Below are 25,970 nucleotides of genomic sequence, written 5' to 3' on the forward strand. Positions count from 1 at the left end.
GGCAAGGTTCCAGGATGCCGGCGGACCGTGCACCGCAAGTCGCCGGAATTGAGTGATAAAGGGAGGAAAGTTCCATACTTCCGCCCTTCACTGTCTCTTTTCATGACGCGGTCAGCCACTAGGATCTGCGTCAAGGGTCTGGCCACGGGGAACGGTCGCCCTTGCGGGGAACGAGGAGCGGGGAACAGGCATGCGGGAAGGCCGGTGGGTCACGGTCACCGAGTCCGAGTTCGATCACGAACGCCGTGGCCTGGACGCGATCCGGGAGAAGCTGCCGGACTCCGACCCCTGGCGTGCCTGGTCGAACTTCACCTTCACCGCGAACACCGGTCACGTCCGTGAGGTCGACCTGCTGGTCGTGGCCCCCGGCGGCGTCTGCATGATCGAACTGAAAGACTGGCACGGCTCGGTCACCTCCGAGAACGGCACCTGGGTACAGACCACTCCCCGGGGCCGCCGCCGGACACACGGCAACCCGCTGCACCTGGTCAACCGCAAGGCCAAGGAGCTGGCCGGCCTGCTCGCGCCCGGGGGCAAGCGGGTCTGGGTCGCGGAGGCGGTCTGCTTCACGGACAACAGTCTCCGTGTACGCCTGCCCGCCCACGACCAGAACGGCGTGTACACCGTCCACCAGCTGGTCGAGATGCTGGAGCAGCCCCCACGTGACGAGCGGCGCCGTATCACCGCGATCGGTTCGCGCGAGATCGACGCGGCCCTCAAGAACATCGGCATCCGCAAGAGCGACGCGCAGTACAAGGTCGGCCCGTACGAGCTGGAGCGGAAGTCCTTCGACTCCGGTCCCACCTGGGCGGACTACCTCGCCCGCCACAGCGACCTCCCCGAGACCGCCCGGGTCCGCATCTATCTCAGCGAGCGCGGCTCCGACGCCTCCCTGCGCCAGTCCGTCGAGAACGCGGCCCGGCGCGAAGCCGCGGTGCTCGGCCGTTTCAAGCACCCGGGCGCGGTCGAGCTCAAGCAGTACTTCCCCTCCGGGCACGCCGCCGGCCCCGCGCTGATCTTCGACTACCACCCGGACACCCTGAAGCTGGGCGAGTACCTGGTCCAGTACGGCGAGAAGCTCGACATCCTCGGCCGGATGGCGCTGGTCCGCCAGCTCGCCGAGACCATGCGCTCCGCGCACTCCAGCCGCATCCACCACCGGGCGCTCGCGGCCCGCTCCGTGCTCGTCGTCCCCCGGCCGCGCGGCAGGAAGGGCCGGGCGGTGGGGGAGGAGGCCGCCTGGCTCACACCGCACCTCCAGATCTCCGACTGGCAGATCGCCACCCAGCGCAGCGGCGACTCCTCCCAGGGCCAGGGCATGACCCGCTTCGCGCCGACCGCCCTGTCCGCGATGCACCTGGCCGACGACGCCGACGCCTACCTCGCCCCCGAACTCACCGCCCTCAACCCCGACCCGGTCCACCTCGACGTGTACGGGCTCGGCGTCCTCACCTACCTGCTGGTCACCGGCAAGGCCCCGGCCGCCAGCCAGGCCGAGCTGCTGGCCCGGCTGGAAGCGGGGGAGGGCCTGCGCCCCAGCTCCCTGGTGGACGGCCTGTCGGAGGACGTGGACGACCTGGTGCAGGCCGCCACCGCCTACCGGCCCGGTCAGCGCCTGTCCAGCGTGGACGAGTTCCTGGAGCTGCTGGAGGTCGTCGAGGACTCCCTGACCGCCCCGGCCCCGGCGGCCACCGGCACGGAGGGGCCGGGCGACGAGGGAGATCAGACCGCCGCCGACAAGGACCCGCTGGAGGCCGTCGCCGGTGACGTGCTCGCCGCCCGGTGGGAGATCCGCCGCCGCCTCGGCACCGGCTCCACCAGCCGCGCCTTCCTCGTCCGCGACCTCCAGGCCGAAGCCCGCAGGACCCGCCCGCTGGCCGTGCTGAAGGTCGCCCTCTCCGACAGCCGCAGCGAGATCCTCGCCCGCGAGGCCGAGGCCATGGGACGCCTGCGCCCCCACTCCGGCATCATCCGCCTCGTCGAACCCGAGGCGCTGCACATCGGCGGCCGTACCGTCCTGGCACTGGAGTACGTCGGCGACGAGCGCGACGAGAACGGACAGGGCGCCGACGGCGGCGGACGCCCGCGCCGCCGCGAGGAGACCGTCGCCCGCCAGCTCCGCGAGAACGGCCGCCTCCAGGTCGACCAGCTGGAGGCGTACGGCGACTACCTCTTCGGAGCCGTCGACTTCCTCGAGGGCGAAGGCGTCTGGCACCGCGACATCAAACCCGACAACATCGCCATCCGCATCCGCCCCAACCGCACCCGCGAACTCGTCCTCATCGACTTCTCCCTCGCCGGCTACCCGGCGAAGAGCACCAGCGCGGGCACCGACGGCTACCTCGACCCCTTCGTCGACGTCATCACCCGCGGCTCGTACGACTCGCACGCCGAGCGGTACGCAGTCGCCGTCACCCTGCACCAGATGGCCTCCGGCGAACTGCCCAAGTGGGGCGACGGCAGTGTCCTGCCCCGCATGACCGACGCCAAGGAGTGGCCGCACCCGACCATCGCGGCCGAGGCATTCGACCCGGCCGTACGGGACGGTCTCGTCGCCTTCTTCCAGAAGGCCCTGCACCGCGACGCCGGCCGGCGGTACCCCGAGCTGAAGCCGATGCGGGACGCCTGGCGCAAGGTCTTCCTCGACGCCTCCCAGACCGTCCCGTCCAGCCACCGTTCCCGCCACCCGGCCGCCGCGACCACGGGGGAGGGGACAACGCCCCCCGAGAACGTCGCCGCCGTGATCGCGGACGCCGAGCCGGAGACCGCCGAGCAGCAGCGCGACCGCCTCGCCGCCGAGGTCACCGGCGACACCCCGCTGACCGTCTCCGGCCTCACGCCCGCCGCCCAGTCCTTCCTCTACGGCCTCGGCATCACCACGGTCGGCGAACTGCTCGACTACAGCCGCCGCAAGCTCGTCAACGCCCCCGGACTGGGCGCCAAGACCCGCAACGAGGTCCAGCAGCGACAGCGCGAATGGGGCGAGCGGCTGCGCGAGATCCCCGTATCGCCTCTCACGCCGAAGGGCCGCGCGGAGGCCAAGGAGGAGCTGGAGCAGCTCACCGCCGCCGAGTCCGCCCTCGTCGGCGAACTCGCCACGGGCGGATCGGCGGGCGTCCTGTCCCCCCGCACGCTCCGCTCCGTCAGCCTCGACACCCTCGCCACCGTCTTCGTGCCCGCCGTCAACAACAACGGCTCCAACCGCAACAAGGCGGAGATGGTGCGGCTGCTGCTGCGCCTGCCCGACGAGCACGGCGTACTGCCCGGCATCGGGGTCTGGCCGAAGCAGAAGGACGTCGCGGACGCGCTGACCCTGAGCCATGGCCGTATCCCGCAGATGCTCAAGGAGGAGCGCAAGCGCTGGAAGGCGGAGCCCGCCGTCCAGGCACTGCGCGACGAGATCATCGACCTGCTGGTGAGCATGGGCCGGGTCGCTTCTGCGGTGGAGATCGCGGATGCCCTGGCGGTCCGGCGCGGCACGCATCTCGCGGGGCGTGAACAGCGGCGCGCGATGGCGCTGGCGGCCGTACGCGCTGTGGTCGAAGTCGAGCAACTGCTGCCGCAGGAAGCCGAGTTCCAGCACCAGCCGAACCGCAAGGCGACGGACGAGTCCCTGGGCGCCGGCCTCCTCGCCGTGGACGTACGGGAGAACGACGGCCCGGACACCCCGACCGCGCCCGGCCTGCTCGAGTACGCGACCCGTCTCGGCAAGACGGCCGACCGGCTCGCCAAGCTGGACACCCTGCCGACGGCGGCGACCGTGCTGGCCGAACTGGGCGCGCTGACCGCGCCACCGGGCGCGGTGGACTGGGACGAGCGGCGCATGGTGGAGCTGGCGGCTGCCGCGTCCGTGAACGCCGCAGCCACTCCGCGCCTGGAGATCTACCCGCGCGACCTGTCACTGGTCAGGGCGCTGCGCCTCACCCAGGCCGGGCTCGTCCGCTGGGTCCCGGGCATGCCGGAGGGCCAGCAGCCCGGCCTGACCGGCGAGGCCGTGCACGAACGGGTCCGTGCTCGCTTCCCGGAGATGGTCGTCCCTGACGGGCGCGGCGGCACACACCACGAACTGCCGACTGGCGGCCCGCTCACCAAGGCATTGCGCGACGCCGGCTTCGAACTGTCGCTCAGCATGCACGAACGCGAGGGCGTGCTGCGCTACCTGCCGAAGCGGGTGGACGACGCGTCCAGCTACCTGACGACGGGTGCGTGGCGGCAGTCGACGCGTACGGGCGCGGTGACGCGGTACGCCGACGACCCGCAGCTCGCGGGCGCGGTACGCGCGGAGGAACGGCTGCTCGCGTCGGCCCGCCGGGACGGGTACCGGGTGCTGACCGTACGCCAGCAGCGGGTCCGGGACGCGGTGCGGGAACTGGGTGCCGGGCGGCTGGGCGCGGATGCGGTGTCGGTGACCGAACTGTTCCTTCAGGCCCTGCACGCACAGGTCACACCGGGCACCAAGCCGACCTGGGACACCCTGCTCAAGGCGGACGCCGCCGAGCCGGGCTCGAAGGGCGCGGTGCGGTTCGCGGAGTACGCGCGGACGGCGTGGGGCGCGGTGGAGCCCCGGATCGCCGAGCTGCTGGGCAACGGCGGTGGCGGAGCCGGGGCCGGTCCGGTGCTGCTGACGGAGGCCGGGGTGTTCGCGCGGTACGACGCGATGGGCGTCCTGGACCGGCTGGCGTCGGCGGCCCGGCAGGGCGGGCGCGGCCTGTGGCTCCTGGTCCCGCAGAGTGACCCGTCGCGCGAGCCCCGGCTGGGGCAGGTGGCCGTGCCGTACCAGGCCGGCCTGGGGGAGTGGATTCAGCTTCCGGACACGTGGGTGGGCAACGCCCATCGCGGGTCCGGCGAGGTTGTGGCAAGTGCCGCTGTCGAGGGAGACGCGAAGTGATCGACCGCAGGGCTCTGTTGGACGACCTGAAGCAGCAGGTCAAGGCGGTCGAAGCCGACCTCGGGCGCCAGGTGAAGGCGCTGGGGGACGTCGGCGCGCGTCTGAGGGCCGAGTACGACCAGGCACGGAAGCTCGGGCGTACGGCGGCGACGTGGAACTCGTGGCTGGACGAGCGGGTCACACAGGTCGCGGTGGCGTGGGTGCTGGGGAGTGTCTTCGTACGCTTCTGCGAGGACAACCGGCTGATCCCGGAGCCGTACCTGACGGGGCCGGAGGGTGACCGGCGGGAGCTGGCGGAGTCGCGGTACGACGCGTACGTGGAGTCGGACGACAACCCGACGTACCGGGGGTGGCTGGAGAAGGCGTTCGAGGAACTGGGCCAGGGGCAGGCGGGACGGCTGCTCTTCGACCAGCGGCACAATCCGCTGTATCAGGTTCCGCTGTCGCATGATGGTGCGCGGGAGTTGGTCGAGTTCTGGCGGGGGAGGGATGAAGGTGGAGTCCTCGTTCATGACTTCACCGACCCGCTGAACGAGGACGGTACGGAGGGGTGGGACACGCGGTTCCTGGGTGACCTGTACCAGGACCTGAGCGAGGCGGCCCGGAAGACGTACGCGCTCCTCCAGACCCCGGAGTTCGTGGAGGAGTTCATCCTCGACCGGACCATGAATCCCGCGGTGCGGGAGTTCGGCTACGAGGAACTGAAGATGATCGACCCTACGTGCGGGTCGGGGCACTTTGTGCTGGGGGCGTTTCGGCGGTTGGTGAGGCTGTGGGGGGAGGGGCAGCCGGGGAAGGACGTGCATGAGCGGGTTCGGGCTGCGCTGGACTCGGTGCACGGGGTGGACATCAATCCGTTCGCGGTGGCTGTGGCGCGGTTCCGGTTGCTGGTTGCGGCCATGGCGGCGAGTGGGGTAAGGACGCTGGGGGAGGCGGCGAAGTATGAGTGGCCAGTTCACCTGGCGGTGGGGGACTCGTTGATCAAGGCCCGCCGCTCTCAGCAGGGCAACCTGCTCGACGGGGTGGACGATGATTTCGTGGACGAACTGGCCGAGTTCAAGTACGCCACGGAGGACGTGCACGAGTACCCGGACATCCTGCGGCCGGGGCGGTACCACGTGGTGGTGGGGAACCCGCCTTACATCACGGTCAAGGACAAGACACTTAACGCCCTTTATAGGAAGCTGTATTCGGCGTGTTCGGGCAAGTATGCCCTGTCGGTGCCGTTCGCGCAGCGGTTCTTTGAGCTGGGCCGGCGTGGAGACGCTGAGGGGCGCGGCTACGGCATGGTCGGGCAGATCACGGCGAACTCGTTCATGAAACGGGAGTTCGGGACGAAGCTCATCGAAGGATATTTCGGGCACACCGTTGAATTGACTGAGGTTATCGACACCTCGGGTGCCTATATTCCCGGGCACGGGACTCCGACTGTCATTCTCGTCGGCAGGCAGCGAGGCGGGAGCGGGCGATCACCTGTCATCCGGACCGTCCGCAGTGTGCAGGGTGAGCCGTCCGCGCCGGACAACGCCGAGGAGGGACTGGTCTGGCGGGCGATCGTCGGGCAGATCGACAAACCTGGTTCGGTGAGCCAATGGGTTTCTGTGGACGACTTGGACCGCGAGAAGTACTTCGCCAAACAGCCGTGGGTGCTTGCTGATGGCGGTCAGGAGATGCTGGAGCAGATCAACACTGCTCGGCAGGCGGTGCTGAAGCGTGAACTGCACCGGGTTGGGTTCTACGGGGTCATGGGGTCGGATGACGCTATGAGCGCTGTTCCACGTACCTTCACCAGGGTTGACGCCGAGTCCGAGTACGTGCGGCGCCTCGTGGTGGGCGATGAAGTGCGCGACTTCCAATTCGCAGATGGGGATGACGCTTTTCATCCGTATGACAGGCGACGCGAGCTGGTTCGCCCAGACATCTTCCCCAACCTGGCCGGTTGGCTTTGGCCTTATCGGACCGAGTTGGGAAGTCGCGCGACGTTCTCAGGCGGAACCTACTTCAGCGATGGCCGGTCATGGTGGGAGTGGCATCAGCTTCCCAAGGATCAAGGGGCACACGAGTGGGCCATTACATTCGCGGAAGTGGCCACTCACAACCACTTTGTACTCGATCGAGGTGGAAAGGTCTTTAAGCAGACCGCACCAGTGATCAAGTTGAGGGAGTTGGCGAGTGAGGAAGATCACCTGAAGCTCCTCGGGCTACTTAACAGTTCCACGGCCGCGTTCTGGCTCAAGATGGTCTGTCATAACAAGGGAAGCACGGTGGATTCCAAGGGGGCTCGCCAGTCGACACTGCCGTTCGAGGATTTTTACCAGTTCAACGGAACTAACGTCGCTGAATTCCCCCTCCCCGCCGATTACTCCACCGCTCTAGCTATCGCCCTCGACCCTATCGCCCAGCAGCTTGCCGCCACCAGCCCCGCAACCGTGGCAGCCAAGTCCATCCCCACCGCCACCGTCCTTCGCGAAGCCAAGGCCCGCTGGGAGTCCACCCGCTCCCGCATGATCGCCCTTCAAGAAGAGCTGGACTGGCAGGTCTACTCCCTCTACAACCTCCACCACGAAGACCTCCGCGTCTCCGAAGACCCCGACATCCCCGCACTCGCACTCGGCGAGCGCGCCTTCGAGATCGTCCTCGCGCGCCGCGTAGCCGCAGGCGAGGCCAGCGGCGAATGGTTCAAGCGGCACAACTCCACGCCCATCACGGAGATCCCCGCCCACTGGCCCGCCCCCTATCGGGAGATCGTTCAGAAGCGCATCGACGCCATCGAGTCGAACCGCGCCATCGGCATGGTCGAGCGCCCCGAATACAAGCGCCGATGGGCCACCGAAGGTTGGGACGCCCTCCAGGAGAAGGCCCTACGCTCCTGGCTGCTCGACCGGATGGAGAACCGTGACCTCTGGTTCGACGAGAACGGTCAGCCCGCCATACTCACCCTGGCCCGCCTCACCGACGCGCTCTCCCGGGACGAGGACTTCGTCTCCGTCGCCAAGCTCTACGCGCCCCGCAAAGAACTCGCGAAGGTCGTCGCCGAGCTGATCACCGACGAGCACGTGCCGTTCCTCTCCTCCCTGCGCTACAAGCCCTCCGGCCTGAAGAAGCGCGCCGACTGGGAAGAGGTGTGGGACCTCCAGCGCAAGGAGGACGCCGCGCCTGACGAGCCCGCCAAGCGGAAGATCCGGGACTCCATCCCCGTGCCGCCGAAGTACACCTCGGCTGACTTCCTCCGCCCCTCCTACTGGAAGGCGCGCGGCAAGCTCGACGTGCCCAAGGAGCGGTTCGTCTCCTACGGGCAGACCAACGCCTCCACCCCGGAGCTGTACGGGTGGGCCGGCTGGGACCATCGCGAGCAGGGGCAGGCCCTCGCCACCTACTTCACCAACACCGCGCTGTCCACCGAGGAGATCACGCCGTTCCTCGCCGGCCTGCTGGAACTCCAGCCGTGGCTGTCCCAGTGGCACAACGAGTTCGACATGCTCTACAGCGGCTCCCCGGCGGACTTCTTCGCCGGGTACCGCCAGCAGAAGCAGGGCGAGCACGGACTCACCGACGACGACCTCCGCAACTGGAGGCCCCCGGCCGCAACCCGAGGCCGTCGCGCCGCCGTCAAGAAGTAGCCGTAACCGACTCGGTGTCGTGCCCGTACGCCGATGCCAAGTCTGCCGGATGAGGGGCCGCCGGGTGCGTGCGCGGGTGGCCTCCGGCCGGTAAGCGCAGCTCCGCCCAAACCGTTTTGCCGGGGGCGGCCGGGCGAGGGGTGACGCCCCAGTCGTCCGCGAGGGCGGCGACGAGGTGGAGGCCGCGGCCGGACTCAGATGTGGAGTCGGGGGCCGGAGCAGTGGGCGGGGGTTGCTTCTCTGCGCGGGCGTCGGTCACCTCGATGCGGAAGGTTCCCTCGATCAGGGTGAGTTGGAGGTGGAAGTCCCGGCCGGGGACGTGACCATGGCACACGGCGTTGGCGGTGAGTTCCGCTGTGATGAGGGTGAGTGCCTCGTTGGCCGGGTCTGCGTAGGGGTGGCCCCAGTCGTTCAGGCGGTGCGAGACGAGTCTGCGGGCGAGGCGGGCACCACGTGGCGTTGAGGTGAAGCACATGGTGAACTCGCGTTGCGGTGCGGTGTGCTGTGGCGTATGCCCGTTCGGGGGAGTTGCTGACTTCATGCGGTCAACGGTCGCGGAATCTGCGTAGCGTTGAACAGGAGCGATGTGCTGACGGGTGCGGGTTGTACACGTGGGCGATGCGCTTGTACGTGGTGTGGCGCGTGACCGGTGTCCGGGCCGTACGTTGGCCGGGCGGTGTCCGGTGACTTGATGGTCGTACGGGAGGAGCTGCGGCGTGGACGACGAGGTTCAGCAGCCGGAGTACGAGTTCGGGACGGGCATGCTGTGCGTGTTCGGGCGGCAGTTGAAGCTGTTCCGCGAGCGGGCGGGGATGGACCGCGCGAGGCTCGGATCGCTGACCGGGTACTCGGCCTCGACGATCGCGTCGTTCGAACAAGGGAGACGTATTCCGCCGCCGAAGTTCATCGACCGGGCTGATGAAGTGCTGGAGGCGGGTGGCGTCTTGAGCGCGAGCAAGGAGGAGATGGCTCGCGCTCAGTACCCGGCGTTCTTCCGGGATGCGGCCAAGTTGGAGGCCGAGGCGGTTGTACTGCACGTGTACGCCACTCAGGCTGTGCCAGGACTCTTGCAGAGCGAGGAGTACGCGCGGGCGGTGTTCGCCATGTGGCGCCCGCAGTTGGACGCAGAGGTCATCGAGCAGCGGTTGGCCGCCCGGCTGGCACGACAGGGGATCTTCGACCGGAGGCCCGCTCCGCACCTGAGCTTTGTGATCGAGGAAGCCGTGCTTCTGCGTCCGCTCGGCGGTGAGGCGGTATGGCGGGGGCAGTTGGAGCAACTCCTGCTCATCGAGGAGAAGCGGAACGTGGAGATCCAGGTGATGCCGCTCTCCCAACAGGAACATGCGGGCCTGGCCGGTCCGTTCACCCTGATGGAGATGAAGGATGGGCGCAGGATCGCCTACGCGGAGGTACAAGGCGACAGCCGGGTCCACACAGAGCGTCAGAGGAACCGAGAGCTTGAACGTACGTACGGGTCCCTGCGTGCACAGGCCCACACTCCGGCAGAATCACGTTCGTTGATCGAGAAGCTGTTGGGAGAGAGATGAGCGCGGAAATGACCAGGCTCCGCCTGGACGGACTGGCTTGGTTCAAGAGCAGTTACAGCGCTGGCAACGGCGGTGAATGCGTCGAGGTCGCCGCCACCCCCGGCACGGTTCACGTCCGCGACTCAAAGGACACCACCCGAGCCGCACTAACGGTAGACCCCACCGCGTGGACCGCCTTCGTGGAGTTCGCGGCGCTCTGACACAAGGGCGGCACCGATGGCAGGGCCTTCCGGCGGGCGCGTGCTTGTCGAGGGCCCTGCGCATCCCGCCTCCGCAGCACCTTCAGCGGCCTCGGTGTCTTGCTCGCCAGGCGCCACGTCGGCGTCGGCTGTCATGACGGTCAACATCCGGCCAGGGGATGCAGGTTCTCAGCGGAGGTCGCCTTCCCGGGGAACGGTCGGCACCGTGATGTACCCGGTCCGCGCCCCCGCCGTCACTCATGTAACGAGGTCTCAACGGAGCTGATCTCTGCTGGTCCTTGCAGCTCGGAGCCACTGTAAGTTCCTGCCATGAAACAGGGTAAAGAGGTCGAGAACCCCGAGTCGCGTTTCTTCACGGTGCTGCTGGCAGCGGCGAAACTTCCGGGTGTGCGTATCCACAGGGAGGCGTACCTCCGAAGTGCGCTGGCCCGCCACTGCTCCGAGGACGAGATCCGACGAGCGACAGAAGAGACTCCCGCTGCCGCGGGCATCACTGTCGAACTCCTCGACAAGATCGCCAACGACTCCATCCGCTACGAGACGGCCAAGGTCAGCGCCCTCTCCGCCGCCGCCGGGATACCCGGCATCCTCGCCCTTCCCGCCACGGTGCCCGCCGACATGGCACAGTACGTCGGCCACATGCTGCGCATCGCGCAGAAGCTCGCCTATCTCTACAGCTGGCCCGATCTGTTCTCCGACGAGGGCGACGAAGCCGACGACGCGACCATGGGGGTGCTCACGCTGTTCTTCGGCGTGATGTTCGGTACCCAGTCGGCGAACGCCGCCGTGGGGAAGGTCGCGGGCATGATGTCGGAGCAGGTCGCCAAGAAGCTGCCTCAGAGGGCACTCACTCAGGGCCTCATCTATCCCATGGTGAAGAAGGTCGCTGGCTACCTGGGCGTCAAGATGACGAAGCAGTCGTTTGCGAAGAGCGTCTCGAAGGCCATCCCCCTCGCCGGGGCCGCTGTCTCCGGCGTGCTCACTTTTGCGACCTATCGTCCGATGGCCAAGAGGCTCAAGAGCCACCTCGCCGGCCTGCCGCTGGCGGAGCCGTCGCACCGGGTGGCGGACGGCGAAGTCGTGGAGGACCACGGGCCCTTCGCCCAGGCCACCGCGGAACAGCGCGGCTCAGACGCCCCTGCCGTCAAGGCGGAGGAACCCCGGTCCTGACGCCGCGAGCGCCGCCGTGGCCCCACGGCGGGGGTTCCTGCCTCGCCGGGGCGATCGTCTCCGCGCAGGGGGCTGCTCGTCCTCCCGCCCCGCTGATCACCGCGAACCGCGTGAACCCCTGGGAGCGCCGGTCACCCGGGGCGGGGTCAGTGAGGCGATCTCCCGGTCGAAGAAGCCGTGGAATTCCTCGCCACGCTCATACAGCGCATCGAACCCGGTGTTCGTTTCCCGGATCAGTGAGCTGTCGGTGTAGCGGTTGGCTCCGTCCGCGTTTCCCTCGTCGTCGTACACGACCTCGTACATAACCGCATCACCGAGAATGACGACTTCCGGAACTGGTCGAATCCGCTCGATGTGCGAAATATCGCGGGCGTCGAGAACTTTGATGTCGTCGCCCACCTCCACACGCGCACGCAAGACGTGCAATTCCCATTGCACATACGGCGTCACCGGGAATTCCACGACGCGAAGACGGCGATGCCTGACGCCCGATTGCGACGCCCGACGGAATTCCCGCGCGTAGTCCTCGCGCCTCTCGTCGGCCAGGGCCAGGGCTCCCTCCCAGTCGCCGGCGGCGAAGGCATCCCAACTCGGGAAGCCGCGCTCCTGGAAGTGCTGGCCACGTTCGAGCTTGTTCAGGAAGCCGATCCCGCTGGAGTAGATCCGGCCCAGGTCAGCGTGGTACGTGGGGCGGTCCAGGCGTTCGGAGGCGCCGCCGGGGAAGGAGTCAAACACTGGGGATGTCCGGCTTCGCCGCGATGAGCATGTTCCTGGGGATGACCACGAGGCGTTCGTCCGATCCGATCGAGACCCCGTCGGGCAGGTTCTTGCCGAGTGACTGGGTGAGGTCCCGGCCGATGACGGCGATGTCGCCGTTGGCGAGTTCCCAGATGTCAGGGCAATCGGGAGTTCCGGTGGTGTTGCCGAGTTCCTGGGGTGATTTTCCCAGCCGTCGCTTGAAATGCGTGGCCGGATTCGCTTCCCATGGCCGGGACATCCCCATCGCCTCCTCGATCGGTCGCAACCCGTCACTGTAGCCTGTATCGCGACGTCCTGACCAGGGTCAGACCTGGCATGCAAGGTATTGGCGAGGACTGATTCCTCCTTGTCCCCTGGTGCCCGGGGAGGGAATCATAGGGGCCGCAATGAAGATTGCTTTCATGTCTGGTGAGTTACATCTTTCAGGTCCACTGTCCGGCAATCGGGTGAACGGAGGGGCGGCTGTGGGCGCAGAAGTGGCTTTGCTCGCACAGAGCGCGGGGACCACTCTGGTCGCGTTGATGGCGACCGACGCCTGGCAGCACATGCGTGACGGAATCACCCGGCTCTGGTGCCGGACGCAACCCGAGCACGCCGACACGGTCGCCGCCGAGTTGGATGCCGGTCGCGAGGAAGTGCTGGCCGTCATCGCGACGGATGACCAGGAAGCCCTGGAGGAACTGCGCCTCCAGTGGCAGGGATCGGTGCGCCGGCTGCTCGTCGCGAGGCCCGACGCCGTCGAGGAACTGCGCGCACTGCTGGACCGACTCGATCCCGACGGCTCGGCCGCCCGGCGGATCACCCAGCACGCCACCGCGTCCGGTCGGGGCAGGGTCTACCAAGCGGGACGTGACCAGCACATCACCGAGCGATGACGGGTGGCACGGACGGCCACGCCGAGGACCACGGGCGCGTCTACCAGTCGCGGGGCGACCAGCACATCACCGAGCACCACCACTACGGCGGTGACGGGACGGAACGCGGCGGACCGGACTCGGTGCGACGCCCGGCGGTCGGCCGGTGCCCCGTCGCGCTGCGCGACCGCAGCGAGGTGATGGAACGCCTGCGGAACAGCGTCGGGCCGGAGCGCGGCGGCCAGGTCTACGTGCTGTACGGGATGGGCGGCTCGGGCAAGACGGCCGTCGCCTGTGCCCTGTTCGAGGAGGTCACCGGGGAACAGGGCCGGGTGGGCCTGTGGGTCAACGCCGCCGACCGTGCGAGCCTGCGCGCCGGCATGCTCGCCGTCGCCGCTGACCGAGGAGCGCGCGACGGCGAACTGCTCGCCGCGCGCAACGGCCTCAGACCTGCCGCCGATCTCGTCTGGAGATACCTCGACCGTTCCACCGAACCCTGGTTACTGGTCCTCGACAACACCGACGAACCGGAGATCCTGCGGGACGGCAACTGGCTGCGCACCAGCCCGCGCGGCACCGTCCTGGTGACCACACGGCGGGCGGCGGCCCGGTGGTGGCCCGGGGCCGAGCTGCAGCACATCGGCGTACTGCCCCGTGAGGACGCCGCGCTCGTGCTGCGCGACCTCGCACCGCACAGCGGGACGACGGAGCAGGCGGCACGGGTCGCGGACCGGCTCGGGCGGCTGCCCCTCGCGCTCACCCTGGCGGGGGGCTTCCTCTCCCACCAGGTCATCGACCCCTGGACGATGGACGCCTACGGGGACCAGCTCGACGGCGACGAACGGGTCCGGCTCATCGACCGGGGAGCCGACGCGATGTCCGAAGCGGATCCCCGTCAGCTCGTCGGCCTGACCTGGCAGCTCACCCTTGACGCGTTCGAGGCGCGCGGGCTGCCCGAAGCGACGGCCCTGCTCAGGCTGCTGGCCCGGTTTGCCGCAGAGCCGCTGCCGCTGACGCTGCTCGACCACACCGGCATCGGGGCCGTGCTGCCCCGAGCACGGACCGAGACGGCCCTCAGAGCCCTTCTCGACCAGTCGCTGTCCGAGCTGATCGACGCCGCCGGCGCGCGCTGCGTGCAGAGTCACGGCATCCTTCTCGACAGCGTTTCGGCGGCCACCCCCGCGAACCTGGTGCCCGCACTCGACTCGACCGCCGTCCGGCTGCTCGACGCGGCCGTGCCCGCCGTACCCGACGCGGGGCCGCACGATCCGCGACTGCGCCAGCTGGTACCGCACGCTCTGACCCTGCTGAGGCACATCGACGGGCCGTCCGCCGCCGACGCCCTGGCCGTCGCGACACGGCTCGCCATCGCCCTGCACCGGACCGGTGACTACCTCTCCGCCCGGGAGACCGCCAGCACCGCGGCGGACCTCGGGCAGCGGCACCTCGGCGCGACCCACCGTACGGTCCTCGCCGCACGCTCCAGGGCCGGGCGAGCACTGTTCCGGCTGGGCAGGTACGCCGAGGCCGAGGCGGAGCTCCGCGCCGTCCTGGACGCGCAGGAGCGCCTGTTCGGCGCCGACGACCCCGACACCGCGGACAGCGGCTACGGGCTCCAGCTCGTGCTGGCCAACCTCGGGAGACGTGAGGAATCCGTCGCGCTGCTCCGCGACACCGTCGCCGGGCGGCGCTCGGCGCTCGGCCCCTCGCATCCGCTGACCCTGCGGGCCCGCGCCGGCCTGCTGGAGATGCTGCCCGCCACCGACGTGGTCACCGAGGAAGGCGGCGCCCTGCTCGCGCTGCCGGGCGAATGCGAGCGGGCCCTCGGCCCCGACCACACGGTGACCCTGGGCGCCCGGCACAACCACGCGTGGGCGCTGTACCTCCTGGGCCGCTTCGACGAGGCCGACCGTGAGATCCGGCAGGTCACCGAGGCGTATGCGCGGCGCTGGGGGCCCGACTACCCCATCGTGCTCGCCGCCCGGCAGCTCCTCTCCCGTACCCGGACCGCGCTCGGACACCCCGAGGAGGGGATCGCGCTGATGACCGACGTCGTCGAGCGGCGGGAACGCGGCCTGGGTCCCGAGCACCCCTTCACCGTTGCGAGCCGGCAGCTGCTGGACGCCTACCGATCAGGGCGATGGCGGCCGTAGTGCTTGCGACAGGACGAAGACGGTCGCACGGACGGTGCGTGAGGGTATACGGCAGGTGGCCGGTGGGAGTACGGATGTAGGGTGCTTTGCGCAGGCCGTACGGGTGACGTGCAGGACGAGTCGGACCGGCCTCGGGCCCCGGCGGCGGACCCCGCGCGACACCGAGTTCGAGCAGCAGCACCGAACACCGTCAGGGAGAGCGAGACCCGCAATGGCCCAGCAGCCCCTCCTCCGTGATGTCATCGACATCAAAGAGAACATCTCCACCTCGGACTTCGTGTTGTCCCTCGCCGAGGCGACGACACCCGAGGGCGCCCGGAACGCGCTCAAGGACTACGTCGTCACCGAGCGGCTGCTGGAGAACTTCGACGAGGCGCTGGCGCTCATCAAGTCCTCTCTCGACGGGCACCGCTCCAAGGCGGCCTACCTGCACGGCTCGTTCGGTTCCGGTAAGTCGCACTTCATGGCCGTCCTGTACGCCCTGCTCAGCGGCGACCCGGCCGCCCGTGCCCGTACCGAGTTCGACCCGGTGCTGACCAAGCACGAGTGGCTGACCACGGACGGCAAGCGGTTCCTGCTCGTGCCGTACCACATGCTCGGCGCGAAGGCCCTCGAACAGCGGGTGCTCGGCGGGTACGTCACGCACGTCAAGAAGCTGCACCCCAACGCCCCGACCCCGCAGGTGTACCGGACCGACGGCCTCTTCGACGACATCCGGGCCAACCGTGCCACCTACGGCGACGAGGCGGTCATCCACGGCCTGGGCGGCGGGAGCGACGCGGAGGACGGTGAGGAGGACGAATGGGGCGAGGGCTTCGCCTGGACCCCGCAGCTCCTCGACACCGCCCTCGCCGCCGAGGAGAACCACGAGGGGGGCACCCCGCTCAACCTCCGCAACCCCTCCACCCCGGCCGAGCTGCGCGCCAAGCTGGTCAACGACGCCGGCACCAACCTCTTCCCCGGATTCGCCAGGAACGCCGCCGAGAACGAGCACGGCTTCATCTCCCTGGACGCCGGTCTGTCCGTCATCGCCGAGCACGCCAAGTCGCTCGGCTACGACGGCCTGATCCTGTTCCTGGACGAGCTGATCCTCTGGCTCGCGACCCTCATCCACGAGCAGAAGTTCGTGGCCCGCGAGGCCAGCAAGATCACGAACTTCGTGGAGGGCGGCGACGCCCGGCGCGCCATCCCCGTCGTGTCGTTCATCGCCCGCCAGCGCGACCTGCGTGAACTCGTCGGCGAAGAGGTGTCAGGCGCCGCGGAAGCATCCATCCAGGACACCCTGAACCTGGCCTCCGGCCGGTTCGACAAGATCACCCTGGAGGACCGCAACCTCCCGCAGATCGCTCACGCGCGCATCCTCAAGCCGAAGGACGCCGAGGCGGAACGGCTCGTCGACGCGGCCTTCGAGCAGACCAAACGGGTCGGCACCCAGGTCTGGGACACCCTCCTCGGCTCGGAGAAGGGCACGACCGGCGCGGACGCGGAGTCGTTCCGGCTGACGTACCCGTTCTCGCCGGCGTTCATGGACACCCTCGTCCACATCTCCTCCGCGCTGCAGCGCTCCCGCACCGGTCTGAAGCTGATGGGCCAGCTGCTCGCCGATCACCGCAACGAGATCCGGCTCGGGCAGCTCATCCCGGTCGGCGACCTCTACCCGGTGATCGCGGGCGGCGGCGACAAGCCGTTCACCGACAGCCTGAAGGTCGTCTTCGAGGCCGCCGACAAGCTCTACAAGACCAAGCTCCGGCCCTACCTCCTCAGCTCGTACGACATCACCGAGGACGACGTCGAGCAGTACGCCAACCGGCCCGAGGCCATCACCGACCCGCAGCGCGCCAACCGCTGCCGCATGTTCGTCGGCGACAACCGGCTCGTGTGCACCCTGCTGCTCTCCGCGCTCGCTCCCAGCGTGCCCTCCCTGGCCGAGCTGACCATCCGGCGGCTCGGCGCACTCAACCACGGGTCGGTCCTCGCGCCCATCCCGGGCGCCGAGGTCGGCATCATCACGAACAAGGTCGCCGAGTGGGCGGCCCGGTTCCCCGAGATCAAGGAGACCGGCACCAGCGCCAACCCCGGCGTACGGCTGGAGCTGTCCGGCGTCGACGTGGACTCCGTCATCGCCAACGCCCAGGTCAACGACAACCCCGGCAACCGGGTCGCCCTCGCCCGGCGGCTGCTGTCCGAGGAACTGGGCATCGAGCACGGGCAGTTGACCGACCAGCTCGGCTTCGTGTGGCGCGGCACCGCCCGCACCGCCGAGATCGTGTTCGGGAACGTCGCCGACGAGGACGAACTGCCCGACCACGACCTGATGCCGCAGGAGGACGGCCGCTGGCGTATCGCGATAGACCTCCCCTTCGACGAAGGCGAGTGGGGCCCGGTCGAGGACGTCAACCGCATCCGGCGGCTGCGCGAGCGCCAGCAGGGCGAGCGGTCCCGTATCGTCGCCTGGCTGCCCGCCCATCTGTCCACGCAGCGCTTCGCCGACTTCCGGCGTCTCGTCGTCATCGACAAGGCCCTCGCCGACGAGCACCGCTTCGACACCCAGTACGCGGGCCACCTCAACGCCGACAACCGCAGCCGCGCCAAGGGCCTCCTCGAAACCCAGCGCGAGGCTCTGCTCAAGCAGGTCAAGGGCGCCTTCAAACAGGCGTACGGGCTCGCCCGGAAGCAGGCAGCCGACGTCGTACCCGACTTCGACGACCATCTCGTCCCGCTGCCCGACGTCGACGACCTCACCCTGTCCTTCGGGCAGAGCCTGCACGACGGCATCCGGCATGTCGCGGGCAAGCTGCTCGCCCACCAGTACCCGGCACACCCCGACCTCGACCCCGACGACACCGGCACCGCAGTCAAATCCGCCGACACCCGCAAGGTGTTCACCCATGTGCGGGCCGCCGCCGAGGCGCGTGACGGGCGGGTGGAGGTCCCGGCCGCCGACCGCAGACTCATGCAGCGGATCGCGGGTCCCCTGCGCCTCGGGCAGCAGAAGGAGGCGTACTTCGAGCTGTCCCGCTACTGGGCCGACCACTTCCGCCGGCTCGCCAGCGCCCAGGGCAGCACCGGGGACCTGTCCCTGATCACCCTGACCGACTGGACGGACCAACCCGACCCGCGCGGCCTGCCCGACTTCCTCGCCCGGCTCGTCGTCGCCGCCTTCGCCGAGATGGACGACCGGGTGTGGGTGCGGGGCGGCGCCGTACTCGACCCCGCGCCCGAACTGTCCGCGATCAAGGACCATGACGCGCTGCGCAGCCAGCCGCTGCCCGCCGAGTCGGACTGGGACACGGCACGGCAGCGCTTCGAGACGATCTTCGGGCAGAAGGCTCCTGCCCTCCGGCGCGGCCGGATGGTCAACCAGTTCGCCCGCCAGATCATCGAGGCCGCCCGCGCCCACCGGGACCACGCGGCGGACCTGGTACACCAGTTGGAGACGCACGCCTCCTTCCTCGGCCTCGACCAGACCGCCGACACCGGACGGCTCGCCCTCGCCCGCCGCTCCCTGCAACTGCTGGACGCGCTCACGGCGGAGGCAGGCAAGGGCGCGGCCGGGGCGAAGAAGACCGTGGAAGCCCTCGCCTCCTTCGACCTGGGCGAGACCAGCGCCGACCGGTACGGGACCTCCGTCAAGCAGGCCCGCGGCGTCGCCGAGGCCGTCGCCTCCGCGTCGTGGAGCACCCTCGAACTCGCCGCCGGACTGGGCCCCGAGGGCGCGGCACTGCTCGACTCGCTGCGCAACGTGGCCCGCGACGACCAGCGCACCGCGGACCTGCGCGACGCCCTGGCCCGCACCCAGCGCGAGGTCCTCGCCCTGGTGAAGCGCAGCCAGGCCGCCACCCCGCCGCCCGCGCCCGCAGCGCCGCGGCCCACGGCCGACGACCTGTCCCTGAGCACACCGTCCAGCGACCCGCGCATCCCCTACGCCCCGCCGGAGACACCCACACCGGCCTCCTCCGGCGGCGGCTCCGCGCGAACGGCCGGTGGCCGTCGTACGACCGTGGCACGCGCCGCCGCCGACCTCCAGGCGGAACTGTCCGAACTGGCCGCACGCCACCCCGACGCGACCATCGAGATCACCTGGAAGGTCGTCGAATGACCGTTGCCGCCGCCCTGGACACCGCCGCCGCCCCAGGCGCCGTCCGGCTGAACACCGCGACCGTCACCCAGTACCTGTCCTCGCAGTCCTCCCTCGCCGCCTCTCTGACCGGAGACCGTGGGGGCAGGCGCAGGGTGGTGCTGCTGCGGTCCGCGCCCCAGTGGGACGGGCCCGCCGAACCCGCCTGGGGCGAGGGCCGGACGGCCGGCGTCACGGTGGCGCCCTCACCGCTCGCCGTCCACGAACTCGTCCTCGACCACCTGGCGGGCCGCCGCCCCGGCCCCGTCGTCCTGGTGGTGCTCACCGACCGCGAGCAGAACGAACTCGACCCGGCGATCACCGCCCGCGTCCACAAGCAGCGCATCGACATGGTCGACAGCTGGGACGTCGTGCGGGAGGCGTTCGGCGCCCGGCAGATCGACCCGCGCCTGAAGGACGTCAACTGGGCCGCCGAAGCCCTGCTCGACGCCACCCCGCCCGGCGGCTGGCCGCCGGTGCCCGGCGGCTGGCTGTCCCGGCAGTACGCTCTCACCGCGCTCGCCCAGCGCCGCCTGCGCCTCGGCCGCTACGACACCGAGGGCGGCACGCGACGCCACGGTGTGGACCGGCTCGACGCACAGACCCTGCTGCACTGGTCGACCCGGCCCGGAGCCTCCGAACGGCTGCTGGGCCTGCGTGGTCCCGAGCACGCCGGGCTCACCGCCTTCCTCGGCGAGGAGGACCAGGCCGGTCTCGCCGGACGTGCTCTGCTCGCTCTCGTCGACGCCGAGCGCGGCGCGGACGCCGCCGCCTTCGGCCTCGTATGCGCCGCCCTGTGGCAGCACGCCGAACCCGCCCCCGAGACGTATCAGGCCCGGGGCCGAGCCGAACGCTACCTCGGAGACCGGCCCCCGGCCGTCGGCGAACAACTCGACACCCTCGTGAGCGTCTTCGGGCGGTCCGCCGAAGAGTACGTGAGCACGCTGCTGACGGCCGGACACCGGAGCGGCGGCGCCGACGCCGACCAGGCCCGCGAGGCGCGCCGCACCACCGGCATCGTGCTCGACCGGGCCGCCGTGCTGGCCCGCCAGTTCGGCGCGGAGGCGGCCGTCGCGGCGAGCCCCGTCCTGCGCGGCGGACTGGAAGCCCGGTTCACCGCCATAGGCCGGGCACTCACGGCGGGCGACACGGCGGCGGTCGCGGAGGCCGTGCGACGGCTCGCGGACCACAGGCTCGCCACCGATCCGGACGAGTCCGCCCGCGTCGAACGCGCTCGCATGGGGCAGCGCCTCGCCCTCTGGCTGGCCACCGAACCGTCCGCCGACGCCCCCACCGTCGCCGACGCCATACAGCGGCACATCGCAGAGACCGGCTGGGCCGACCTCGCCCTGGAACACATCGAGGCCGGCGGCGACCCGGACCCCGTGCTCAAGACCGCCTACGACACCCTCGGCGCGCGCGTTAGGGACCGGCGACGGCGGATCGACGCCTCCTTCGCGCGCTCACTGGCCGGCTGGACGCGGGACGGCACCCCACCCGGCGGCATGCTCACCGTCGAGACCTTCCTCGACCGGGTCGCCGGGCCCGTCGTCCGGCGGGGGGAGGAGCGGCGGGTGCTGCTGCTCGTACTCGACGGCATGAGCGCGGCCATAGCGAACGAACTCGGCGAGGAACTCCGCCGCTCCTGGGCGGAGTTCGACCCGCTGGCCGGGGACACACCGCGGCGGCGGGCGATGGCCGCCGCCCTCCCCACCGTGACGGCCGTATCCCGGACGTCGCTCTTCGCGGGCACCCTGACGAAGGGCACCCAGGCCGATGAGAAGAGGCTCTTCCCCGCACTGAAGCTGTGGAGCGGAGCACCGGCCGCCGTCTTCCACAAGGACGACCTGCGCACCGAGACCGCGGGCGACACCTTCGGCCCGGCCCTCACCGAAGCGCTCACCGACGGCAGAACCCATGTCGCCGTCGTCCTCAACGCCATCGACGACCGCCTCGCCAAGGAACAGAAACTCGGCGACGGAGCCTGGCGGGTCGACGACGTACCCGGCCTGCGCGACCTGCTCCGGGTGGCGGCGGCCCAGGGCATGGCGGTCATCGTCACCAGCGACCACGGCCACGTCGTCGACCGGCACGGAACGAAGGCCGACGCGGCCACCGAGCCCGCGTCCGCGCGGCACCGCCTGCCCGGCGGCCCGCTCGGCGAACGGGAGATCGCCCTCTCCGGGCCGCGCGTGGTCTGGCCCGAGCCCGGCGCGTCCATCGTCGCGCTCTGGGACGCGGACTCCCGCTACACCGCCCTCAAGGCCGGCTACCACGGCGGGGCCTCCCTCGCCGAATTCACCGTCCCGGTGCTCGCCTTCCTGCCGTTCGGGGCGGAACCACCCAAGGGATGGCGGGAGCTGGGCGACCAGCAGCCGCCCTGGTGGGCTCCGGAGGAGGCGGCGAGCCCGGCAACGGCCGAGCGTCCGGCTCAGCCGACAGGCGCGGCTCCGAAGAAGGGGACGGCGAAACCCCGGAAGAAGCAACCCGAACCCGGAACGCTGCCCGACGCGCTCTTCGACGTGGCGCTCAGCGCAGGAGGAGACGACGCCCTGCTCACGCCGGTCGTCGTCTCCCGGACTGAGACGCTCGTGACGGCGCTGCTCGACTCGGAGACGTATCAGGCGCAGCTCGACGGTCTGGCGCGCAAGCCGCAGCAGGAACAGGTCCACAAGGCCCTCGCCGCCCTGCTCGACGCGGGCGGCACCCTGCCCGTGACGGCGCTCGCCCAGCGCGCGGGCATGCCCACCGCCCGGGGCGACGGCTTCGCCGCGGTCCTGAGGCAGCTCCTCAACTACGACGGCGTACAGGTGCTGGAGACCTTGCCGGACGGGCGCACGCTACGGCTCCATGAGGCGCTGCTGCGCGAGCAGTTCGCCCTCCGAGCGGGCTGACGGCGTTCGGGGTGCCTCCGGCCTTCGCGTCGAGGCACCCCCGGGCCGCGTCTGGTGGGTCCCGCGCCGGACGGTGGGGCCGCGAGGTGCCGGACAGTGCCGCACAGAGCGCGGGCCGACCAGCGGTCGACCGCCGGTCCCCGTACGGAGGCGGTTACGGAAATGGAAGACTGGTTCTTGTGAGCACCACCGGATCCCAGCGCCCCGCCCAGGTGAGCGCCGCCCGCCGCCGTACCGTCATCGACGCGCTGCGGCGCGGTGCCGTGCCCGACAGCGGACTCGACCTGCTGGCCACCGGACTCGACCGGTTCGAAGCGGCCCTGGACGCGGAACTGGACGCCGTCGCGTCCGGCGGTTCCGTGTTCAAGGCCGTGCGAGGCGAGTACGGGTCCGGCAAGACGTTCTTCACCCGCTGGCTGGGGGAGCGGGCCAAGCGCCGTAACTTCGCCGTAGCCGAGATCCAGGTCTCGGAGAACGAGACCCCGCTGCACCGGCTGGAGACGGTCTACCGGCGGCTCACCGAACGGCTCACCACCTCCAGTTTCCCGCCCAGCGCGCTGCGGCCCGTGGCCGACGCCTGGTTCTACGCCCTGGAGGAGGACGCCCTCGCGGCCGGCGCGACCGAGGAGGAGCTTCCGGGCGAGGTGGAGAAACTGCTCGTCGCACGGCTCGCCGAGGTCTCCCGGCACGCCCCGTCGTTCGCCACCGCGCTGCGCGGCTACCGGGCCGCCCTCGCGGACGGCGAGGAGGCGACCGCCGCGGCCGTCCTGGCGTGGCTCGGCGGCCAGCCGCATGTCGCGGCCTCCGCCCGCCGGACCGCCGGGGTACGCGGCGACCTCGACCACTTCGGTGCGCTCGGGTTCCTGCAGGGGCTCCTCACCGTGCTGCGCGACTCCGGGCACACCGGTTTGTTCGTCGTCCTCGACGAGGTGGAGACGCTGCAGCGGGTCCGGTCGGACGCCCGCGACAAGGCGCTCAACGCGCTGCGGCAGCTCATCGACGAGGTGCACTCGGGCCGCTTCCCCGGTCTCTATCTGGTCATCACGGGCACCCCGGCCTTCTACGACGGTCAGCAGGGCGTGCAGCGTCTGGCCCCGCTCGCTCAGCGTCTGGCCACCGACTTCACCACCGACCCGCGCTTCGACAACCCCCGCGCTGTCCAGATCAGACTTCCCGGCTTCGACCAGGAGTCCCTGGTCGGACTCGGCCTCACCATCCGTGACCTGTACGCCGACGCCGCGGAAGTGCCCGAGCGCGTGCGCAAGGTCGTCGACGACGCGTATGTCGCCGACCTCGCGGTGGCCGTCGGCGGGGCGTTGGGCGGGAAGGTCGGGGTGGCCCCCCGGCTGTTCCTGAAGAAACTCGTCGGGGACGTTCTGGACCGCGTGGACCAGTTCGACGACTTCGACCCCCGGCAGCACTACCGGCTCACCGTCGTCGGCAGCGAACTCACCGACGTAGAGCGGAACCTGGCCGCCACGGTCTCCCAGGACTCGGCGTCGGCCGATGACATCGACCTGGAGCTGTGATGGCGGGCGTCGGACTCCCGGCGGGGAACGAGCCGGGTGACGAGGACGCCGACGTACTGGACCGACTCGACCCCGTCGTCCTGCATCACATCGTGAACACCCTGGGCTGGCCCGATCTGCGCCGGCTGCAGCGTGCGGCGATCACGCCGCTCATGGAGGGACAGGACGCCGTACTGCTGGCCCCGACAGCCGGAGGCAAGACCGAGGCAGCCTGCTTCCCGCTGCTGTCGGCGATGACCGAGCGGAAGTGGACCGGCACATCCGTGCTGTACCTGTGCCCGCTCAAGGCACTCCTCAACAACTTGGTCGGCCGCGTCGACCAGTACGCCCAGTGGCTGGGGCGACGGGCCGCACTCTGGCACGGCGACACCAAGGAATCGCAGCGGCGGCGCATCCGGGCCGAGGCTCCGGACATCCTGCTGACCACGCCCGAGTCGCTCGAGGCGATGCTGATCGGCGTCAAGACCGACCACGCCCGCCTGTTGGGCGGCGTCCGGGCCGTCGTCATCGACGAAGTGCACGCGTTCGCAGGGGATGACCGGGGATGGCACCTGCTCGCCGTGCTCGAACGGTTGGAGCGGGTCACCGGCCGTGCCATCCAGCGCGTCGGGCTCTCGGCGACCGTCGGCAACCCGGCCGAGTTGCTGCACTGGCTGCAAGGCGCGGACGTCGGCAACCGCACCGGCCAGGTCGTCGCCCCCGGAGTGCACCTGCCGGCCACCGACGGCAGCGGACACGGCGACGAAGCGAGTCCCGAGCCCTCCGGCAGACCTGCCGGTGAAGTGGAACTCGACTACGTCGGCTCCCTGGACAACGCGGCGAAACTCATCGCGGCGCTGCACCGGGGAGAGAAGCGGCTCGTCTTCTGCGACTCGCGCCGTCAGGTCGAGGAGCTGGGCGCGGCGCTCCGCGCGCGCGAGGTGACGGTCTTCCTGTCCCACGCCTCGCTCTCCGTCGAGGAACGCACCCGTTCCGAGCAGGCGTTCGCCGAGGCCCGCGACTGCGTCATCGTCTCCACGTCAACCCTCGAACTCGGCATCGACGTCGGTGACCTGGACCGTGTCATCCAGATCGACTCACCGGCCTCCGTCGCCTCGTTCCTGCAACGCATCGGCCGCACCGGCCGGCGTGCCGGCACGGTGCGGAACTGTCTGTTCCTCACCACCCGCGAGGACGCGCTGCTGCAGGCGGCGGGCCTCCTGCTGCTGTGGTCGCGGGGCTGGGTGGAACCGGTCGTTCCCCCGCCGGAGCCGCGCCACCTGGTGGCCCAGCAACTGCTTGCCGTCACCCTGCAACAGCACAAGCTCGGCGACCGGTTGTGGGACCGGCAGTGGAACGGCCTCGCCCCCTTCGACAAGTCGGCCGCCCCCATCCTGCGCTACCTCACCGAGGAAGGCTTCCTCGACAGCGACGGCGGGATGCTGTTCATCGGCCCCGAGGCGGAACGCCGCTTCGGCAAAAGGCACTTCATCGAACTCACCGCCTCCTTCACCGCGCCTCCGCAGTTCACCGTCCTGTTCGGACGCACGGAGATCGGCCGCACCGACCCGAGCGTGCTCACAGAGGAACGCCCCGGTCCGAGGCGGCTGCTGCTCGGTGGACGCAGTTGGCAGGTCACGTATATCGACTGGCTGCGCAAACGCGTCTTCGTCGAGCCCGCCGACGGCGGCGGAATCGCCAAGTGGATGAACGGCGGCGTCGCCGGACTGTCGTACGCCCTGACGCGTGCCATGCGTCAGGTGCTGCTCGGCACGGATCCACCCGTCTCCCTCACGCGGCGGGCGGTGGCCTGCCTGGCCGAACAGCGCGAGACCGACGCACCCGACACCGTCCACCCGGGCGGCACGTTGATCACGCGCGTCGGCTCCGACGTCCGTTGGTGGACCTGGGCCGGCTACCGCGCCAACGCCACCCTGGCAGCCACCCTCCAGTCGATCAGCGACCCTCTGCAACGCCCCACCGACAACTGGCTGCGCCTGAGAGAGAACCTCACCCCGGCCGACTGGCGTACGGCCCGTGACGACGTCGGCGAGAATCTCGTCCTGCCCGATGTGGACCGCCGGGCCGTACGCGGCCTGAAGTTCTCCGCCGCCCTCCCGGAACGGATCGCCGTGGCCACGGTGGCGGCCCGTCTGGCCGACTTCGAGAGCGCACGCTCGGTGCTCGGTGAGCCGGTGCGTTTTCAGCACGGCGGCTGAATCGGAGGAACCGCCGAGCCGCTTTGGACGGACGCCGGGTG

The 25,970-nt window shown here is 70.2% G+C and carries 14 protein-coding genes; 11 read left to right on the forward strand and 3 right to left on the reverse strand.

Translation table 11 applies throughout. From position 1 onward, the window contains the following. Positions 1–190 precede the first annotated feature (190 nt). Complete coding sequence (gene pglW, locus ACWEFL_RS03215; protein WP_451706633.1) at positions 191–4,888, forward strand: BREX system serine/threonine kinase PglW; 4,698 nt, start codon at positions 191–193, stop codon at positions 4,886–4,888. Next, positions 4,885–8,508: a BREX-2 system adenine-specific DNA-methyltransferase PglX gene (gene pglX / locus ACWEFL_RS03220; RefSeq protein ID WP_451706635.1), complete on the forward strand. Its 3,624-nt coding sequence runs from the start codon at positions 4,885–4,887 to the stop codon at positions 8,506–8,508. Before pglW ends, pglX begins: the two co-directional genes overlap by 4 nt. Here the strand turns inward: pglX and ACWEFL_RS03225 are convergent. Then, entirely contained in the window at positions 8,498–9,049 is a 552-nt protein-coding gene (locus ACWEFL_RS03225) for an ATP-binding protein (protein WP_451706638.1), read from the reverse strand. The genes pglX and ACWEFL_RS03225 overlap by 11 nt on opposite strands. Before the next feature lie 175 nt (positions 9,050–9,224). Between ACWEFL_RS03225 and ACWEFL_RS03230 the strand changes: the two genes are divergently transcribed. The 3 genes from ACWEFL_RS03230 (at position 9,225) to ACWEFL_RS03240 (ending at position 11,425) form a co-directional block, all read left to right on the forward strand. Then, positions 9,225–10,055, forward strand: coding sequence for a helix-turn-helix domain-containing protein (locus ACWEFL_RS03230; protein ID WP_451706640.1), 831 nt, complete (start codon positions 9,225–9,227; stop codon positions 10,053–10,055). Positions 10,056–10,063: 8 nt separating this feature from the next. Next, positions 10,064–10,255 (forward strand): DUF397 domain-containing protein, encoded by a 192-nt coding sequence (locus tag ACWEFL_RS03235; RefSeq protein WP_451706643.1) that lies wholly within the window; start codon positions 10,064–10,066, stop codon positions 10,253–10,255. Between the two features lie 309 nt (positions 10,256–10,564). After that, on the forward strand, positions 10,565–11,425 hold the full coding sequence (locus ACWEFL_RS03240) for a hypothetical protein (RefSeq protein WP_451706646.1): 861 nt from the start codon (positions 10,565–10,567) through the stop codon (positions 11,423–11,425). A gap of 96 nt (positions 11,426–11,521) precedes the next feature. Here ACWEFL_RS03240 and ACWEFL_RS03245 read toward each other — a convergent pair whose 3' ends face one another. Both ACWEFL_RS03245 and ACWEFL_RS03250 read right to left on the reverse strand, forming a co-directional pair. Further along, positions 11,522–12,160, reverse strand: coding sequence for a DUF6879 family protein (locus ACWEFL_RS03245; RefSeq protein WP_451706648.1), 639 nt, complete (start codon positions 12,158–12,160; stop codon positions 11,522–11,524). Continuing rightward, complete coding sequence (locus ACWEFL_RS03250; RefSeq protein WP_451707308.1) at positions 12,153–12,422, reverse strand: hypothetical protein; 270 nt, start codon at positions 12,420–12,422, stop codon at positions 12,153–12,155. The genes ACWEFL_RS03245 and ACWEFL_RS03250 overlap by 8 nt, the downstream gene beginning before the upstream one ends. 226 nt (positions 12,423–12,648) lie before the next feature. Here ACWEFL_RS03250 and ACWEFL_RS03255 point away from each other — a divergent pair, with 226 nt between their 5' ends. The 6 genes from ACWEFL_RS03255 (at position 12,649) to ACWEFL_RS03280 (ending at position 25,929) form a co-directional block, all read left to right on the forward strand. Continuing rightward, complete coding sequence (locus ACWEFL_RS03255) at positions 12,649–13,059, forward strand: hypothetical protein (protein WP_451706650.1); 411 nt, start codon at positions 12,649–12,651, stop codon at positions 13,057–13,059. Next, a complete protein-coding gene (locus ACWEFL_RS03260) occupies positions 13,056–15,191 on the forward strand; it encodes a tetratricopeptide repeat protein (protein ID WP_451706653.1) in 2,136 nt (711 codons plus the stop codon). The genes ACWEFL_RS03255 and ACWEFL_RS03260 overlap by 4 nt, the downstream gene beginning before the upstream one ends. A 211-nt stretch (positions 15,192–15,402) precedes the next feature. Further along, entirely contained in the window at positions 15,403–19,290 is a 3,888-nt protein-coding gene (pglY, locus tag ACWEFL_RS03265) for a BREX-2 system ATPase PglY (RefSeq protein WP_451706656.1), read from the forward strand. Beyond that, complete coding sequence (pglZ, locus tag ACWEFL_RS03270) at positions 19,287–22,202, forward strand: BREX-2 system phosphatase PglZ (RefSeq protein ID WP_451706659.1); 2,916 nt, start codon at positions 19,287–19,289, stop codon at positions 22,200–22,202. The genes pglY and pglZ overlap by 4 nt, the downstream gene beginning before the upstream one ends. Positions 22,203–22,381: 179 nt before the next feature. Then, positions 22,382–23,731, forward strand: coding sequence for a BREX system ATP-binding protein BrxD (brxD, locus tag ACWEFL_RS03275; protein ID WP_451706662.1), 1,350 nt, complete (start codon positions 22,382–22,384; stop codon positions 23,729–23,731). After that, positions 23,731–25,929, forward strand: a complete 2,199-nt coding sequence (locus tag ACWEFL_RS03280; protein ID WP_451706664.1) for a DEAD/DEAH box helicase — start codon at positions 23,731–23,733, stop codon at positions 25,927–25,929. Before brxD ends, ACWEFL_RS03280 begins: the two co-directional genes overlap by 1 nt. Positions 25,930–25,970 lie beyond the last annotated feature (41 nt).

This window comes from Streptomyces sp. NPDC004838 (assembly GCF_053600955.1).